Source organism: Amycolatopsis vastitatis, assembly GCF_002234595.1.
In the GTDB taxonomy this organism is placed as follows: domain Bacteria; phylum Actinomycetota; class Actinomycetes; order Mycobacteriales; family Pseudonocardiaceae; genus Amycolatopsis; species Amycolatopsis vastitatis.
On the sequence record NZ_NMUL01000001.1, the window covers coordinates 31,687 to 45,599 of the forward strand.

15 protein-coding genes are annotated in these 13,913 nt (G+C 71.4%); 5 read left to right on the top strand and 10 right to left on the bottom strand.

Going from position 1 to position 13,913, the window contains the following annotated elements; all coding sequences use genetic code 11:
• Positions 1 to 11: 11 nt before the first annotated feature.
• Positions 12 to 248 (bottom strand): glutaredoxin family protein, encoded by a 237-nt coding sequence (locus tag CF165_RS00170; RefSeq protein WP_093945342.1) that lies wholly within the window; start codon positions 246 to 248, stop codon positions 12 to 14.
• 19 nt (positions 249 to 267) lie between these two features.
• Positions 268 to 1,779, bottom strand: a complete 1,512-nt coding sequence (locus CF165_RS00175) for an AMP-binding protein (protein WP_093945343.1) — start codon at positions 1,777 to 1,779, stop codon at positions 268 to 270.
• 313 nt (positions 1,780 to 2,092) lie between these two features.
• Between CF165_RS00175 and CF165_RS00180 the strand changes: the two genes are divergently transcribed.
• The 4 genes from CF165_RS00180 (at position 2,093) to CF165_RS00195 (ending at position 6,170) form a co-directional block, all read left to right on the top strand.
• A complete protein-coding gene (locus CF165_RS00180; protein WP_093945344.1) occupies positions 2,093 to 2,785 on the top strand; it encodes a sigma-70 family RNA polymerase sigma factor in 693 nt (230 codons plus the stop codon).
• A gap of 113 nt (positions 2,786 to 2,898) precedes the next feature.
• Entirely contained in the window at positions 2,899 to 3,966 is a 1,068-nt protein-coding gene (locus tag CF165_RS00185) for a DUF5667 domain-containing protein (RefSeq protein WP_093945345.1), read from the top strand.
• Between the two features lie 110 nt (positions 3,967 to 4,076).
• Positions 4,077 to 4,970 carry an HAD family hydrolase gene (locus CF165_RS00190; RefSeq protein ID WP_240521404.1) on the top strand — a complete coding sequence of 298 codons (894 nt, stop codon included), beginning with the start codon at positions 4,077 to 4,079 and terminating at the stop codon, positions 4,968 to 4,970.
• 303 nt (positions 4,971 to 5,273) lie between these two features.
• A complete protein-coding gene (locus CF165_RS00195) occupies positions 5,274 to 6,170 on the top strand; it encodes a type II CAAX endopeptidase family protein (protein ID WP_240521405.1) in 897 nt (298 codons plus the stop codon).
• On the opposite strand, the gene CF165_RS00200 is transcribed toward CF165_RS00195, so the two are convergent.
• From CF165_RS00200 to CF165_RS00225, 6 genes are all read right to left on the bottom strand, one after another.
• Positions 6,149 to 6,811 carry a response regulator transcription factor gene (locus CF165_RS00200; RefSeq protein WP_093945348.1) on the bottom strand — a complete coding sequence of 221 codons (663 nt, stop codon included), beginning with the start codon at positions 6,809 to 6,811 and terminating at the stop codon, positions 6,149 to 6,151. The genes CF165_RS00195 and CF165_RS00200 overlap by 22 nt on opposite strands.
• Positions 6,799 to 8,031 (bottom strand): sensor histidine kinase, encoded by a 1,233-nt coding sequence (locus CF165_RS00205; RefSeq protein WP_093945349.1) that lies wholly within the window; start codon positions 8,029 to 8,031, stop codon positions 6,799 to 6,801. The genes CF165_RS00200 and CF165_RS00205 overlap by 13 nt, the downstream gene beginning before the upstream one ends.
• A 27-nt stretch (positions 8,032 to 8,058) precedes the next feature.
• Positions 8,059 to 9,102, bottom strand: coding sequence for a lysophospholipid acyltransferase family protein (locus CF165_RS00210; RefSeq protein ID WP_093945350.1), 1,044 nt, complete (start codon positions 9,100 to 9,102; stop codon positions 8,059 to 8,061).
• Positions 9,103 to 9,116: 14 nt separating this feature from the next.
• A complete protein-coding gene (locus CF165_RS00215; RefSeq protein WP_093945351.1) occupies positions 9,117 to 10,160 on the bottom strand; it encodes an NAD-dependent epimerase/dehydratase family protein in 1,044 nt (347 codons plus the stop codon).
• A 254-nt stretch (positions 10,161 to 10,414) separates the two neighbouring features.
• Entirely contained in the window at positions 10,415 to 10,516 is a 102-nt protein-coding gene (locus CF165_RS00220) for a 30S ribosomal protein bS22 (protein ID WP_007030867.1), read from the bottom strand.
• A gap of 166 nt (positions 10,517 to 10,682) precedes the next feature.
• A complete protein-coding gene (locus tag CF165_RS00225; RefSeq protein ID WP_013222402.1) occupies positions 10,683 to 10,898 on the bottom strand; it encodes a helix-turn-helix domain-containing protein in 216 nt (71 codons plus the stop codon).
• A gap of 350 nt (positions 10,899 to 11,248) precedes the next feature.
• On the opposite strand from CF165_RS00225, the gene CF165_RS00230 reads away from it, so the two are divergent.
• The gene (locus CF165_RS00230; protein ID WP_093945352.1) at positions 11,249 to 12,082 is read left to right on the top strand and encodes a transposase family protein; all 834 of its coding nucleotides are present in this window, start codon (positions 11,249 to 11,251) and stop codon (positions 12,080 to 12,082) included.
• Between the two features lie 65 nt (positions 12,083 to 12,147).
• Here the strand turns inward: CF165_RS00230 and proC are convergent, their stop codons facing one another.
• Both proC and CF165_RS00240 read right to left on the bottom strand, forming a co-directional pair.
• A complete protein-coding gene (gene proC, locus CF165_RS00235) occupies positions 12,148 to 12,957 on the bottom strand; it encodes a pyrroline-5-carboxylate reductase (protein ID WP_093945353.1) in 810 nt (269 codons plus the stop codon).
• Between the two features lie 24 nt (positions 12,958 to 12,981).
• Complete coding sequence (locus CF165_RS00240) at positions 12,982 to 13,800, bottom strand: thioesterase family protein (protein WP_093945354.1); 819 nt, start codon at positions 13,798 to 13,800, stop codon at positions 12,982 to 12,984.
• Positions 13,801 to 13,913: the final 113 nt, after the last annotated feature.

Below are 13,913 nucleotides of genomic sequence, written 5' to 3' on the forward strand. Positions count from 1 at the left end.
GCGGCACCGGCTCAGGCGAGCGCGCGGCGCAGCCGGTCCTCTTCGACGCGCCAGTAGCCGTGCTCGGCGCCGTCCACCAGGATCACCGGGACGCGATCGCCGTACTCGGCGCGCCACTCCGGGTCCGTGTCGACGTCCTCGGCCGTCCAGGGGACGCCGAGCTCGCCGCAGATCCGCGCGACCTCGGCCTCCGCGACCTCGCAGAGGTGGCAGCCGTCCCGGCCCATCACCGTCACTTCGTGCACCATGCCGTCCTTACTACCGCAGCTACCGCAACCGCATCCGGCGCAGCTTCCCGGTCGCCGAGTGCGGCAGCGACTCGGCGAACTCGACCGCGTGCGGCACCTTGTACCCGGCCAGGTGCGCGGCGCAGTGGTCGACGACCTGCTGCTCGGACAACGCGGCCCCGGCCGCCGGCACGACGAACGCCTTCACCGCTTCGCCGCTGCGCTCGTCGACCACGCCGACGACGGCGGCTTCGGCCACCTCGGGCAGCTGCCCGATGACCTCCTCGACCTCGCGCGGGAAGACGTTGAAGCCGTTGACGATGACCAGGTCGTTGGCGCGGTCGACCAGGTGCAGGTCGCCGTCGGTGTCGAGGTAGCCGACGTCGCCGGTGCGGAACCAGCCGTCGGCGTCGGGACCGTGGTCGCCGTCGGGCCAGTAGCCCGAAAAGAGGTTCGCGCCGCGGATCGACACCAGCCCGGTCTCGCCTTCGGCCTCGAAGACGTCGTCGACGTCGTCGGGGTCGAGCGGCACGGCCTGGTCGGTGCCGTCGCTGTCCACCAGCCGCAGCTCGATCCCGGGCAGCGGGCGGCCGACCGAGCCGGGCTTCGGGTAGCCGGTGACCAGCGTCGACGTCACCACCGGCGCGCACTCGGTGAGGCCGTAGCCCTCGTAGACGTCGAGGCCACTGGCCTCGCGGATCGCGGTCAGCGTCTTCGGGTGCAGCGGCGCGGCGCCGGACGTCATCTGCCGCACGGTCGCGAGGCCGCGACGGAGCTCGTCGGGGCCGAGCGCGGCGAACTCGGCGTACATCGTCGGGACGCCGGTGATCGAGGTGACGCGCTGTTCGGCGCAGTCGTCGAGCGTGCGCTGGGCTTCGAAGCGCTCGGACAGGACCGCGGTCGCACCGGCGGAGGTCGCCTGCAGCAGCCCGGGCCCGAGGCCGTAGACGTGGAAGAGCGGGATGGTGATCAGCACCCGGTCGTCCTGCCCCAGGACGCCCTCGACGCCGCTGATCTGCTCCAGGTTGGCCAGCAGCGCGCGGTGCGACAGCATCACGCCGCGCGGCGGCCCGGTGGTGCCCGAGGTGTACGAAACGACCGCGATGTCCTCGCCGGCCCGGCCGGCGTCGGGGAACTCGACAGCGTTGTCAGGGTCGGTTACCGGCGTGAGACCGGTCACGCCGTCCGGCAGGTCGTCGTCGGCGTCCCGCTGGACGACGACCCTGGCCCCGCTGTGCGCGAGCAGCTTCCCGAGCTCCGGGCCCGGCACCTGCGGCGACAGCGGCACGACGATCGCCCCGGCGCGCAGCGCGCCGAAGAAGGCGACCACGAAGTCCACCGACGTCGGCAGCCGCAGCGCGACCCGGTCGCCGGGCTCGACACCGGCGTCCGCGAGTCTCCTGGCCTGGGCCTGGGCGGCGGCCTCGGCCTGGCGGTAGGTCAGGCCGCGCCCGGTGCCGGTCTCGCACACGGCCGGGTGCTCCGGCCACGTCGCCGCGGCCCGCGTGAGCAGCCCGCCGACCCCCGGCTGCGTCCCCTCTGGCGCACTCACCCGCGACCCGCCTCTCCTCGTCCGATGCGAACCGTTGCAAGTCTGTCATCTGAAGCGACGTCATGGGTGCTGACCGCGAGCGTCGCGTCTGCGCAACCCCGGAACCACTACCTACTTAGCGGTAACTACACGTATGCTGCACTGCGTCGCCGGCGGGTGTTGATCACCGCCGCGACCGGAGAGAGGGAGTCGCCGTGACGAACTTGCCTGCCCACGAGTTCGTGGGGCACGCGAGCCGGCAGGCCCCTGCTCATCCGGGTTCCGGGGGTACCGTGGCCCATTGGGCCGAACCCGCCGCCGGAGGTGCCGCCCGATGACCGTGCCGACCGCCGTGAGCCGCGGGCCCGTCGCCATGTTCGCCGAGCGCGTCTTCGGGCGCTCGTCGGCCGTGCCGATGAGCAGGCAGGCGTCCGACGACGAGCGCGCCGAGGCGGCGAAGGCCGAGGCCTGGGAGCTGGTGCGCGCCGCGCAGGACGGCGATTCGTCCGCCTTCGGCCGGCTCTACGACCGCTACGTCGACGTCGTCTACCGCTACGTGCTGTTCCGGCTCGGCGACCGCGACCTCGCCGAGGACGTCACGAGCGAGACGTTCCTGCGCGCGCTGCGCCGGATCACGTCGGTGAGCTACCAGGGACGTGACGTCGGCGCCTGGTTCGTCACCATCGCCCGCAACCTCGTGCTCGACCACGTGAAGTCGAGCCGGTTCAAGCTCGAAGTCGTCACCGACGAGGTGACCGAGCCGGGTTCCGCGCCGTTCAGCGTCGGCGCGGCCGCCCAGGCGGGCCCCGAACAGGAGGCGATCAGCCGCGCCACCCGCGCCGAGCTGCTGCGCTGCGTCGCGGAACTGGGCGAGGACCAGCGGGAATGCATCGTCCTGCGGTTCCTGCAGGGACTGTCCGTGGCGGAGACGGCCGAGATCATGAACCGCAACGAGGGCGCCGTGAAGGCGTTGCAGCACCGCGCGGTACGCCGTTTGGCACAACTTTTGCCCACGGGATTGCGCTGAACCCGCGAACTTTTCTGCTCATCGACCGAAACCGGTAACCCTCGTGGCCCCCGGATCGTTACTCCACGCAGACCGGTGTCAGGACCGGCCAAGGCCCGGGATGGAGCAGCGCAGTGAGGTTTGCGCGTGAGCGAGCCGAGATCGAGCGGTTCGCACGTGCCTGCGAGCCGTCCCCGATACCTCGGGACGGCGAGTTCGCCGACGAACTGGCCGTCGTCGGCGCCCTGCGCGAGCTGGGCACGGCCGGCGCCCCGGACCTGGAGACCCGGCAGCGGATCCGCGCGGAGATCGCGGGCCGCCTGGAGACGGCGGCGGCCACCACTCCGGGTCGGAGGTGGCGGCCGCGGACCGCCGACCTGGTGGCCGCCGCGTTGTTCCTCTTCCTCATCCTCTCCGGTCTGGCCCTGGTGCTGTCCCGCAACGCACTGCCGGGCGACCCGCTGTACGGCGTGAAGCGCGCCGGGGAGTCGACGGCGCTGGGCCTGACGTTCGGTGACCAGGCGAAGGCGAAGAAGCACCTCGAGTTCGCCACCAACCGGATCACCGAGCTGCGCGAGCTGGCCCAGGAAGGCGCGAGCGGGAACGGCTACCAGACCGCGTACGACGACTTCGCCGCCGACCTGCGGGCCGGTGTCGCCCAGATGTCCACGGTGGCGACCAGTGACGGCGGTGGCGCGCAGGCGCTGGCCGACGTCCGGCTGTGGGCGCGGAACCAGGAAGCGCGGCTGGGCTCGCTCCCGCTCCCGGCCGACGCGGCCCCGGTGTTCGACGGCGTCCGGGACCTGCTCGGCAAGGTCCAGGCACGCACGAGCGGGCTGGTGGCGCGGATGAACTGCTACCAGATCACCACGGGCACGTCCGACGAGCTGGGCCTGCTCCCGGCGACCGGCGAGTGCACGGCCCGCCCCGCCCCGGCCGCCGGCACCCAGCCGTCGTCGGCTCCGGCTTCTTCGCCCTCCGGCGCGAGCACGGCGCCCGCGCCGACCGGCACGCAGCTGCCGCCGTCGGACGCGGCCGCGACCCCCGGCCTTCCGGCGCCAACCGGCGGGGTGACGCCGCCGCCGGTGTACGGCGGGGTGACGACGACCCCGCCGCCGGCGCCGACCACGACCACGTCGCCGCCGCCGCTGATTTCGCTCCCGCCGTTGCTGCCCGGGTTGCCGCCGATCGTGATCGGCTGAGGTCAGGGCCACACCTGCGACGGCGCGGTGGGCGGCTCGCTACCCTGTGCGAAGGACCCGGACGTTCGCAGGGACGTCGCCAGACGTGGGCAGACGTGGAGGCGGTGTGCGTGTCAGCTTGGCGTGGCAGGGATAAGAGTCAGGAGCTGGAACGGCTCGCCGCGCTCGCGGGCGAGGCGTCGGCCGAGGCCGCCCACGCCCGAGTGGTTTCCGAACCCCCCGTCCCGCCCGCGCCGCCGGACCTCACCGCGGCCGCCTTCTTCGACGTCGACAACACGATGATGATGGGCGCGTCGATCTTCTACTTCGCCCGCGGGCTCGCCGCGCGGAAGTTCTTCACCTCGGCGGACCTCGCCGGGTTCGTCTGGGGTCAGATCAAGTTCCGGCTCGGCGGCCGGGAGAACAAAGAGGACATCAAGACCCACCGCGAGCGCGCACTGTCCTTTGTGGCCGGCCGCACGGTGGCCGAGCTGACGTCGATCAGCGAAGAGATCTACGACGAGCTGATGGCCGACAAGATCTGGTCCGGCACGCGCGCGCTGGCCCAGATGCACCTGGACGCGGGCCAGCGCGTCTGGCTGGTGACGGCGACCCCGATCGAGCTGGCCGCGATCATCTCGCGCCGCCTCGGGCTCACCGGCGCGCTGGGCACGGTGGCGGAGACGAAGGACGGCGTCTACACGGGACGCCTGGTCGGTGACCTCCTGCACGGCCGCGCGAAGGCCCACGCCGTGCGCGCGCTGGCGTCCCGGGAAGGGCTGAACCTCAAGCGCTGCACGGCTTATTCCGACTCGGCCAACGACATCCCGATGCTCTCGGCGGTGGGCACGGCGGTGGCGGTCAACCCCGACGGCGGGCTACGTGACGTGGCCCGGGCCCGCGGCTGGGAGATCCGCGACTTCCGGACCGGGCGCAAGGCCGCGAAGATCGGCGTGCCGTCGGTGCTGGGCGCCGGGGCGCTGGCGGGCGCGGTGGCGGCCGGGATGGCCTACCGCCGCCGCTGACGGCCGAGTCGAATGCGCCCCAATGTGGCGTTCGGTGCGTTGAATCAGCGCCGCGGCGCGAAGCGCCTCCGTTGAGAGCGGCGGTGGGGGCATGGATGGAGCACCCAATGTGGCGTTCGGTGCATCCAACGCACCCAATGTGGCGTTCGGTGCGTTGGACGCAACCAACGCCACATTGGGGCGTTCGGGCCGCCGGTAGCGCCTGCTGTACCACCTCTTCGGGTGTGCGCGGGAATGACCCGACCGCCGCCGGCTGGTGTGCTTTTCCCATCGGAAAAGCGGCTTCGGCGAAGGGGCAGTGCGGTGGCGACCCGAGTGGGCATCGAAGAGCGGACCAGTGACAGCGGCGGCCTGCGGGACAGCATCCGCAGACGTCCGCTCACCTGGTTCTTCGTCCTGGCCAACCTGCTGAGCTGGGTCGCCTGGACGCCCTACATCCTGTCGGAGAACGGACTGGGCGTCCTGCACTTCCGCTTCCCGGAGGTGCTCGGCACCTCGCAGTTCGCCGGCGTCCTGCCGGGCGCCTACCTCGGCCCGATCGGCGCGGCGTTCCTCGTCACCGCGATCGCCGACGGACGCACCGGGCTGCGCCGCTGGACCGCGCGGCTGTTCAAGTGGCGGGTCAACTGGCTCTGGTACGTGGCGGTCGTGCTCAGCGTGCCGGCCGCGCTCACGATCACCACGATCGCGCTGTCGGAGCAGAACCCCGTGTTGCCCGCCGTGGCGACGCTGGTGGCCTACGTGCCGGGCCTGGTGCTGCAGATGCTCACGACCGGGCTCGCGGAGGAACCCGGCTGGCGGGACTTCGCGCTCCCCCGTCTCCAGCAGCGCTTCGGGCCGCTCGGCGGCACGCTGATCCTCGGCCCGCTGTGGGGCTTGTGGCACCTGCCGCTGTTCTTCAGCGAGTGGGGCGGCTGGCCGGACGTGACCTGGCTGACGGCGGTCGAGTTCGTCGCCACCTGCGTCACCTTCAGCATCATCATGACCTGGGTGTTCAACCGCACCGGCCAGAGCCTGCCGCTGGCCATGCTGCTGCACACCAGCGTCAACAACTTCTTCTCGCTCGCGTGGTCGGAAATGTTCCCGGGGCTGTCGATCCGCGACACGACGCACGCGTTCCTGCTCGCCTCGACCGCGATCGCCCTCGTGCTGCTCGTCACGACCCGGGGACGGCTGGGCTACCGGCCGAAAGCCGCCTGACCCCGCAGGTAGTGCAGCACCGCGGTCACCCGCCGGTCCGCCCGGTCGGCGGGGGCGAGATCGAGCTTCGCGAAGATGTTGCGGATGTGCTTGTGCACGGCGCCATCGGTGACGACGAGCCGTTCGGCGATCACGCCGTTGCCCAGCCCTTCGGCCATGAGCGCCAGCACTTCGCGCTCACGCGCGCTGAGCCGGTCGAGCCGGTTGTCCGGACGGTTGCGCGTCAGCAGCTGGGCGACGACCTCCGGGTCGATGGCGGTGCCGCCGTCCGCGACCCGGTGCAGGGCCTCGAGGAACTCCTCCACCCGGCCGACGCGTTCCTTGAGCAGGTAGCCGAGTCCGGCGCCACCGCCGGTGAACAGCTCGGTGGCGAACGCCTGCTCGACGTACGCGGACAGCACGAGCACGGCGAGTCCGGGCTGCCGGCGGCGGGCCTCGACGGCGGCGACGATCCCCTCGTCGGTGTGCGTCGGTGGCATCCGGACGTCCACAATGGCCAGATCCGGCGCGTGCTCGTCCACCGCGGCGAGAAAGTCGTCGGCGTTGGCCACGGTGGCCAGCACGTCGATCCCCTCGGCGCGCAGCAGCATCGCCACGCCTTCGCGCAGCAGGAGGTCGTCCTCGGCGATCACGATCCGCACGGCAGGCTCACCGCCAGGGTCGTCGGTCCGCCGGCGGGACTGGCCAAGGCGAACGTGCCGTCGTGGGCCTCGACGCGGCGCCGGATGCCGGTGAGCCCGGACCCGGTGTCCTCGTCCGCCCCGCCGCGGCCGTCGTCGGTGATCTCGACGTGCAACCGCTCGCGGTCGTGGCGAAGCCGGACCGTCGCACTGGTGGCCTCGCTGTGCTTGGCGATGTTGGTGAGCGCCTCGGCGACGACGAAGTAGGCGGTCGCCTGGACCGAGACCGCGTACCGGCCGGGCAGGTCGGCGTCGATCCGGCAGGCCACCGGGGAGTCGGCGGCCAGCGCGGTGAGCGCGTCGGGAAGGCTGCGTTCGGTCAGCACCGGCGGGAGGATACTGCGGACGACTCCGCGCAGTTCGGCGAGTGCCTGCTCGGCGGCGTCCTGGGCCCGCTCGAGGATCTCCTCGGTGGCCGCGGGATCGCGCTTGAGCGCCCGCTTCGCGGCGCCGAGCAGCACGTTCACCGCGACGAGCCGGTTCTGCGTGCCGTCGTGCAGCGAGCGTTCGATCCGCCGCAGTTCGACGGCGTGGGCGTCCAGCGCGGCCGCGCGGGTGGCGGTGAGCTCGGCGACGCGCAGCGCGAGGTCGGTTTCGCGGCCGGGCGGCAGCAGCCGCCGTCCCGGCCACGCCTGCCACCGGGCCAGCAACGGCGTGACCAGCACCGAGATGACCAGCGTCGCGATGCCGAACAGGCAGACCAGAACCGCGTCACCCCAGTCCTTCGCCGTGAAGAACCCCTGGGCCGGAGTGGCGGCGTCGGGCGAGACGAACCACCACCACAACGGGAACGACGCGTCGTGCATGACGTCGACGGCCAGGGTGAGGGCGGTCAGGCCGAAGAGCAGCCCGAAGGTGCTGTGGCAGACGAGCCAGACCAGTTCACGCCGGACGGCGGCCTGGGCGAGGGCGGCGCGCAGCTTCCGCGGCACGGGTGCCGGGTGGAGGATCTCCAGCCGTGTCCGCTCCCGGTCGGTGACGGTGCGCACGAGGCGCAGGGTGGCGGGCACGAGCAGGATGCCGACTCCGGCGACGCACAGCACCGCCGTCCCGAGCAGCCACAGTGAGGCGGCGACCGCCAGCACGGCGGTACCCGTGCCCGCGACGAGCCGCTCCAGCGCGTCCAGCGCGGCACGGGCGCGGACGACCGGGTGCCACGGACGGGCGTCCTCGGTGGCCATCCCGGAGAGGATAGAGCACCGCTCCGCTCAGCCGCGGAAGACCGACTTCCGCTGCGACAACCGCCGGTACAGCGTCTGCTGGATCGACTCCCGGACCTGGTCGGTCAGCTGGAACACCAGCATCGGGTCCTCGACGGCCTCCGGCTCGAACTCGTCGGTCCGGATCGGCTCGCCGAACTCGATGCTCCACTTCGTCGGGAGCGGGATCGCACCCAGCGGGCCCAGCAGCGGGAAGAACGGCGTCACCGGGAAGTACGGGAGGCCCAGCATCCGGGCCAGCACCTTGATGTCGCCGAGCTTCGGGTAGATCTCCTCGGCGCCGATGACCGACACCGGGATGATCGGCACGCCGGCGCGCAGCGCGGCCGCCACGAAACCGCCGCGGCCGAAGCGCTGCAGCTTGTAGCGCGACGAGAACGGCTTCCCGACGCCCTTGAAGCCCTCCGGCCACACCCCGACCAGCTCGCCCTTGCGCAGCAGGCGTTCCGCGTCCGCGTTGCAGGCCAGCGTCTGGCCCGACTTGCGGGCGAACGAACCCACCAGCGGCAGCTGGAACACCAGGTCCGCGCCGAGGCAGCGCAGGTGACGGCCGCCCGTCTCGTCGTGGACCGCCACCGCCGTCATCAGCGAGTCGAGCGGCACGGTGCCCGAGTGGTTGGACACCAGCAGCGCGCCTCCCGAAGCCGGGAGGTTCTCGACGCCGTGCGTGTCGACGCGGAACCACTTCTTGTAGAGCGCGCGCAGCGGCGGCAGGAAGACGGCGTCGGTCAGCTCGGCGTCGAAGCCGAACTCGTCGACGGTGTAGTCCCCGGTCAGCCGGTCGCGGATGAAGCCGAGCGCGGACCTGGCCACGTCCGAAAGGACTTCGGGGGCCTGCGCTCCCTGGCCGGCACCGGGGAACGCGACGACCGGCGCGGCCCGCTGCGCCTCGGTTTCCCGGGCTGCTTCCTCTTCGCGCAGGTCCTGCTCCGCCGCCACCGCGTCCGGCTTCTCCCGGCCCGGTCCGTGCAGGGGGATGACCTGCGCCTCGGCACCGCCCACCGTCTCCGCCTCGCTTTCGAAGTCGTCCAAATCGTGCGGTCTGCTCACCGGCTCTGCCCGGTCGCCGCGGCGACGAGCACCCTGCCGGCCAGTCCCGCCAGCTTGCCGCCGTCGAGCACCGGCCGGAGCCCGCGTCCCACGATGTAGTCGTCGAACGCCTCACGCGTTGTCCACCGCGGGGTGTACCCGAACTCCTGCTTCAGCTTGGCGATGTCGACGACCCGGCCGAAGTTCAGCAGCCGGACCTGGTCGGCGGAGAAGTCCACGACGCGGGCGCCGCGCAGGACCTTGCCGACCGACGGCACCACGCTCCGCGGCATCGGCAGCTCGACCCGGCCGGCTCGCCGGATCGCCTGCGAGAGGGTGAGTACCCCTTCCGAACCGACGTTGAACACGCCGGGCTTGTCGTTCAACGTCGCCCGTTCCAGCACCGCCAGCGCGTCCGAAGAGTGCAGCAGCTGGATGCGCGCGTCGTAGCCGAACACCGTCGGCACCACCGGCAGCGCGAAGTAGCGGGCGAGGACCGTGTCGGTCTCGGGGCCGATGATGTTGGCGAAGCGGAACAGCGTGGTGGTGATGTCCGGGCGGCGCCGCACCAGGCCGCGGACGTACCCCTCCATCTCGACAGCGTCCTTCGCGTACCCGCTGGTCGACGTCGGGATGAGCTCGGAGTCCTCGGTGAACACCGCCTGCGAACGGGCGCTCGCGCCGTACACCGCCGCCGTCGACTTGACCACCAGCTTGCGGACCAGCGGGGAGCGCTGGCACGCGGCCAGCAGCCGCATGGTGCCGATGACGTTGACTTCCTTGATGGCCGTGCGGCGGCCCGGCCCGGCGGGGTGCGCGGTGCAGGACGCGTGCACCACAGTGTCCACCTTGGCCGTGCTGATCACCTTGGCTATCAACGGGTTCCTGATGTCCGCGCGGACGAACTCCGCGTGGCCCATGCGCTGCAGGACCGCCTTGTCCGGCGGGACCGTGTCGACACCGATGACCCGTTCGAAGTCGGGGTTGTTTCCCAGCCGGGCCAGCAGTTTCCCGCCGAGTTCCCCGGCGACCCCGGTGACGAGCACGATGTTCGACGGCATGCGACTCCCTGCGGCGTAGGGCGTGGGGGGTGGACGGTCACCCGAGGTGCGCGTACCTGCACTCGTTGGAAGCATCGCGCGGACGCCCTTGAGATGTTACCGCTCTTCAGGGGTAGCTCAGGGGTGTCTTACGTGCTATTAACCGCGGTTCCCCCGGAAAGCGACGAACGCCTCACTCGAACGGGCGGAACGGCCCACCACATGGACGTGGCCCGTCCAGAGACTGGACGGGCCACGCTTACGCTCAGCAGGTCTTACTTGCCGGCCTTACGACGCTGCACTCGCGTGCGGCGCAGCAGCTTGCGGTGCTTCTTCTTCGACATGCGCTTACGGCGCTTCTTGATCACAGAGCCCATGGGCGCTCCTTAGGTCGTCGTCGGTCACGCTGCCCGGCGCAGCGTCCAACGGGTGGAGCGCACAGGCACGAGCGGTTTTCCAGGTTACCCGCCACCCGGCGCGGGCCGGTCAGCGGGCACGTTGTAGCGCTGCGCGCAGCAGGCCACGGCGTGCCCGGCGACCGGTTCAACCCACGTCGTAGTAGGCACCCTGGAGGTACTCGTGCACTGCTTTTTCCGGCACCCGGAAGGACTTCCCGACCCTGACGGCGGGCAGCTCACCCGAGTGCACGAGACGGTAGACGGTCATCTTGGAGACCCGCATCAGCGTGGCCACTTCGGCGACCGTCAGGAACTGGACCTGCCCGACTGCGGGCAAATCCTCCTTCTTGTTCGGCGACATGTTTACCGCGTCCTTCGACACGTGTCGCGCCACGAGGCTTCCCCACCTGTGGTATCGACACGCACGTGCTCTATCGAGAGTAGCGGGACTGGTGGGACTAATGCGACGCCTGTCACCGAGATGGGCCCCTACCTGCGCTAACGCACAAGCACCCGCGTGTGCAAGACCCGAGGAATCGCCCTTTCCGGCGAAATCAGGCACGCCGCCCGCGCTGTTGGCAGGTCGCCAGCGCCCCAATGAGGTTTTCTCAGTGGGGCTGGGCGGGGTGGGTGTTGTTGCGAGATGAGGCGTGGGGCCGCTGGTAGGACTGAGTTTGCGAAGACCGAGTCCTGAGGATCCAGAGGCCCCACGTGATTACCTATGGTGCCACGCTCGATGTGGCGCGCGAGTTGACCCTGTTCGTAGCCGGTGTCCTGCAAGCCGAGCGGCGACGGCGCGGCACTCGCCGGGGCCGGCGGGTACTGACCCCCTACCGGCAGGCGGTGCTGGTGCTGCGCTGGTTCCGTGACGCCACCCCCATCCACCGGCTGGCCACCGACCACCACATCAGTGTGGCTACCGCCTACCGCTACCTGCACGAAGCCATCACCGCCCTCGCCGCCTGCGCCCCCGACCTGCACCAAGTCCTGGCCGACCGCTGCGCCCGCGGTGACACGCACGTGATCCTCGACGGCTCCCTGATTCCTTCGGATCGGGTCGCGGCGACCACGATCAAAACCAAAGGCCGCAACCGCGGGGCCACCGTGCATCTGTGGTATTCCGGCAAACACCGCGCCTTCGGCGGCAACGTGCAGTTCCTGGCCAGCGCCGACGGGTTCCCACTCTGGACCTCCCCGGTGCTGCCCGGGTCCCGCAACGACCTCTCCGCCGCCCGCGACCTCGGCATCGTCGGCGCGTTGACCGCCGCCGCGGCCGAGGGTCTGAAAACTTTGGCTGACAAGGCCTACCACTCAGCCGGGATCGGCATCCTCACCCCATACAAGAAAACCGCAGGTCAGCCACCCCTCGGCCCTCGCCAGCGGGTCTACAACCTGCTCCAATCCCGCGCCCGCGCCCTCGGCGAACGCGCCATGGCCCTGCTCAAAACCCGCTGGCGAGCACTCCACCACATCAGCCTCAGCCCCCACCGCATCGGCACCATCGTCCAAGCAGCCCTCGTCCTCACCCACCACGAACGCTACTGAGAAAACCTCAATGTGGCGTTCGGTGCGTTGGACGCACCCAACGCCACATTGGGGCGCTTGGGGCCTCAGGCTTCGTGGGCCTTGCCGAGTTCCACCGAGCGGTCGCGGGCCGCTTCGATGGCGGCGAGCAGGGCCGCGCGGACGCCGTGCTTCTCCAGCTCGCGGATGGCGTTGATGGTGGTCCCGGCCGGCGACGTCACGGCCTCGCGCAGCAGCACCGGGTGCTCCTCCGACTCGGCCAGCATCTTCGCCGCGCCGACGGCCGACTGGATGATCAGCTGGCCGGCCAGCGTGCGCGGCAGGCCGAGCAGGATCCCGGCGTCGATCATGGCCTCGACCAGGTAGAAGAAGTACGCGGGACCGGAGCCGGACAGCGCCGTGACGGCGTCCTGCTGGCCCTCCGGCACCTCGACGACCTGACCGACGTGGGACAGCAGGTCCCGCACCACCGCGAGGTGCTCGCGCGTCGCGTAGCGGCCCGCGGAGATGGCGCTCATGGCCTCGTTGACCAGCATCGGCGTGTTCGGCATCACCCGCACCACCGGCACGCCCGAAGCGAGACGGCGCTCGTACAGCGAAGTCGGCAGGCCCGCGCACAGCGACACCACGAGCGACGACGGGCCGAGCAGCGGTGCCAGCTCGTCGAGCACCGGGTCGATGTCCTGCGGCTTCACCGCGACGACCAGGACGTCGGCGTGCTTCGCCGCTTCTTCGACCTCGACGGCGCGGACGCCGTACCGCGTCGTCAGCTCCTCGGCGCGCGCCGGGTACCGCTCGGTGAAGAGCAGGTCGCCCGGTTCGTGGCCGCCGTGCAGCAGCCCCGAGAGCAACGCCTCGCCGATCTTGCCCGCACCCAGCACCGCGATGACCGTCATGGCGTCAAGCGTGCCAAACGCGGCTCAGGTGCCCGGTGCCGGGGCGAGCCCCAGCTGCCGCGACTGGCACACCAGCCGGCCCTGCGAGTCGACGACGGTGGCGTCGGAGTCGAACCACGACTCGTGCACCGACCTCGACTCGACGACCACCCGCAGCCAGCCCGGGGCCGGGCGGGTGCGCAGCAGCGCCGTCAGCTGCACCGTCGGCGCCCAGCCGAGCCGGCCGAGGTTCATCACCACCGGCGGGTTGACGTCCGAGGCGACCAGCGTGAAGTACGGGTCGACCAGGCCGTGGCGCGGCCGGACCCACAGCCGCATCCGCGGCGGCTCACCCGTCCGGCCGGCCAGGTAGCCCGCGGTGGCCGGGTCGAGCCGGACCTCGCAGCCCTTGGCCAGGTTGAACGGCCCTTCCGCGCTGTCGGCCATGGCGAGCGCGCCCGGCGACGGCTCGGCGGGCATCGAGGGCACGTCCGTCCACTCCGGGCGCCGCATCGGCAGCCGCCCGGTCGTCACGCGCGCCTCGACGCAGCTGCGGCCACGCTGCTCCAGCCGGACCTCGACGACCGTCGCGCGGCGGCCGACCTTGCGGACGTCGGTGCGCAGGAGCACCGGGCCGAGGGCGGGCGCGTGCAGGAACTCGGCGCTGACGACGAGGGGCTCCGCGTGCGGCTCCCCGCGTTCGTGCAGGGCGGCGATCGCCGCCTTCGCCAGCAGGGCCAGGAGGAATCCTCCGTGCGGGTGGGAGCCGATGGCCCATTCCGCACGCAGCACCGCGGTGAAGGTGCCGTCCCCCAGCGACCGCGCCGCACTCGCCGTGTCGAAGGACACGGCGGTGCCGTCCATTCCGCTCACGAACGGTCCGCGCCGATTCGGGAATTCCGGTAGGTGACGATCAACGAGAGCGACGGGTTCACGGTCCGAACTTTACGGGTTCGACCGGCGGAAATGCACTCGGG

What these genes read in the sequence shown, in the direction of transcription:
- CF165_RS00180 (WP_093945344.1), top strand. Translation starts at nt 2,093, where the DNA reads ATGACCGTGCCGACCGCCGTGAGCCGCGGGCCCGTCGCCATGTTCGCC.
- CF165_RS00240 (WP_093945354.1), bottom strand. Translation starts at nt 13,800, where the DNA reads ATGGACGGCACCGCCGTGTCCTTCGACACGGCGAGTGCGGCGCGGTCG.
- CF165_RS00215 (WP_093945351.1), bottom strand. Translation starts at nt 10,160, where the DNA reads ATGCCGTCGAACATCGTGCTCGTCACCGGGGTCGCCGGGGAACTCGGC.
- CF165_RS00205 (WP_093945349.1), bottom strand. Translation starts at nt 8,031, where the DNA reads ATGGCCACCGAGGACGCCCGTCCGTGGCACCCGGTCGTCCGCGCCCGT.
- CF165_RS00225 (WP_013222402.1), bottom strand. Translation starts at nt 10,898, where the DNA reads ATGTCGCCGAACAAGAAGGAGGATTTGCCCGCAGTCGGGCAGGTCCAG.
- CF165_RS00220 (WP_007030867.1), bottom strand. Translation starts at nt 10,516, where the DNA reads ATGGGCTCTGTGATCAAGAAGCGCCGTAAGCGCATGTCGAAGAAGAAG.
- proC (WP_093945353.1), bottom strand. Translation starts at nt 12,957, where the DNA reads ATGACGGTCATCGCGGTGCTGGGTGCGGGCAAGATCGGCGAGGCGTTG.
- CF165_RS00170 (WP_093945342.1), bottom strand. Translation starts at nt 248, where the DNA reads ATGGTGCACGAAGTGACGGTGATGGGCCGGGACGGCTGCCACCTCTGC.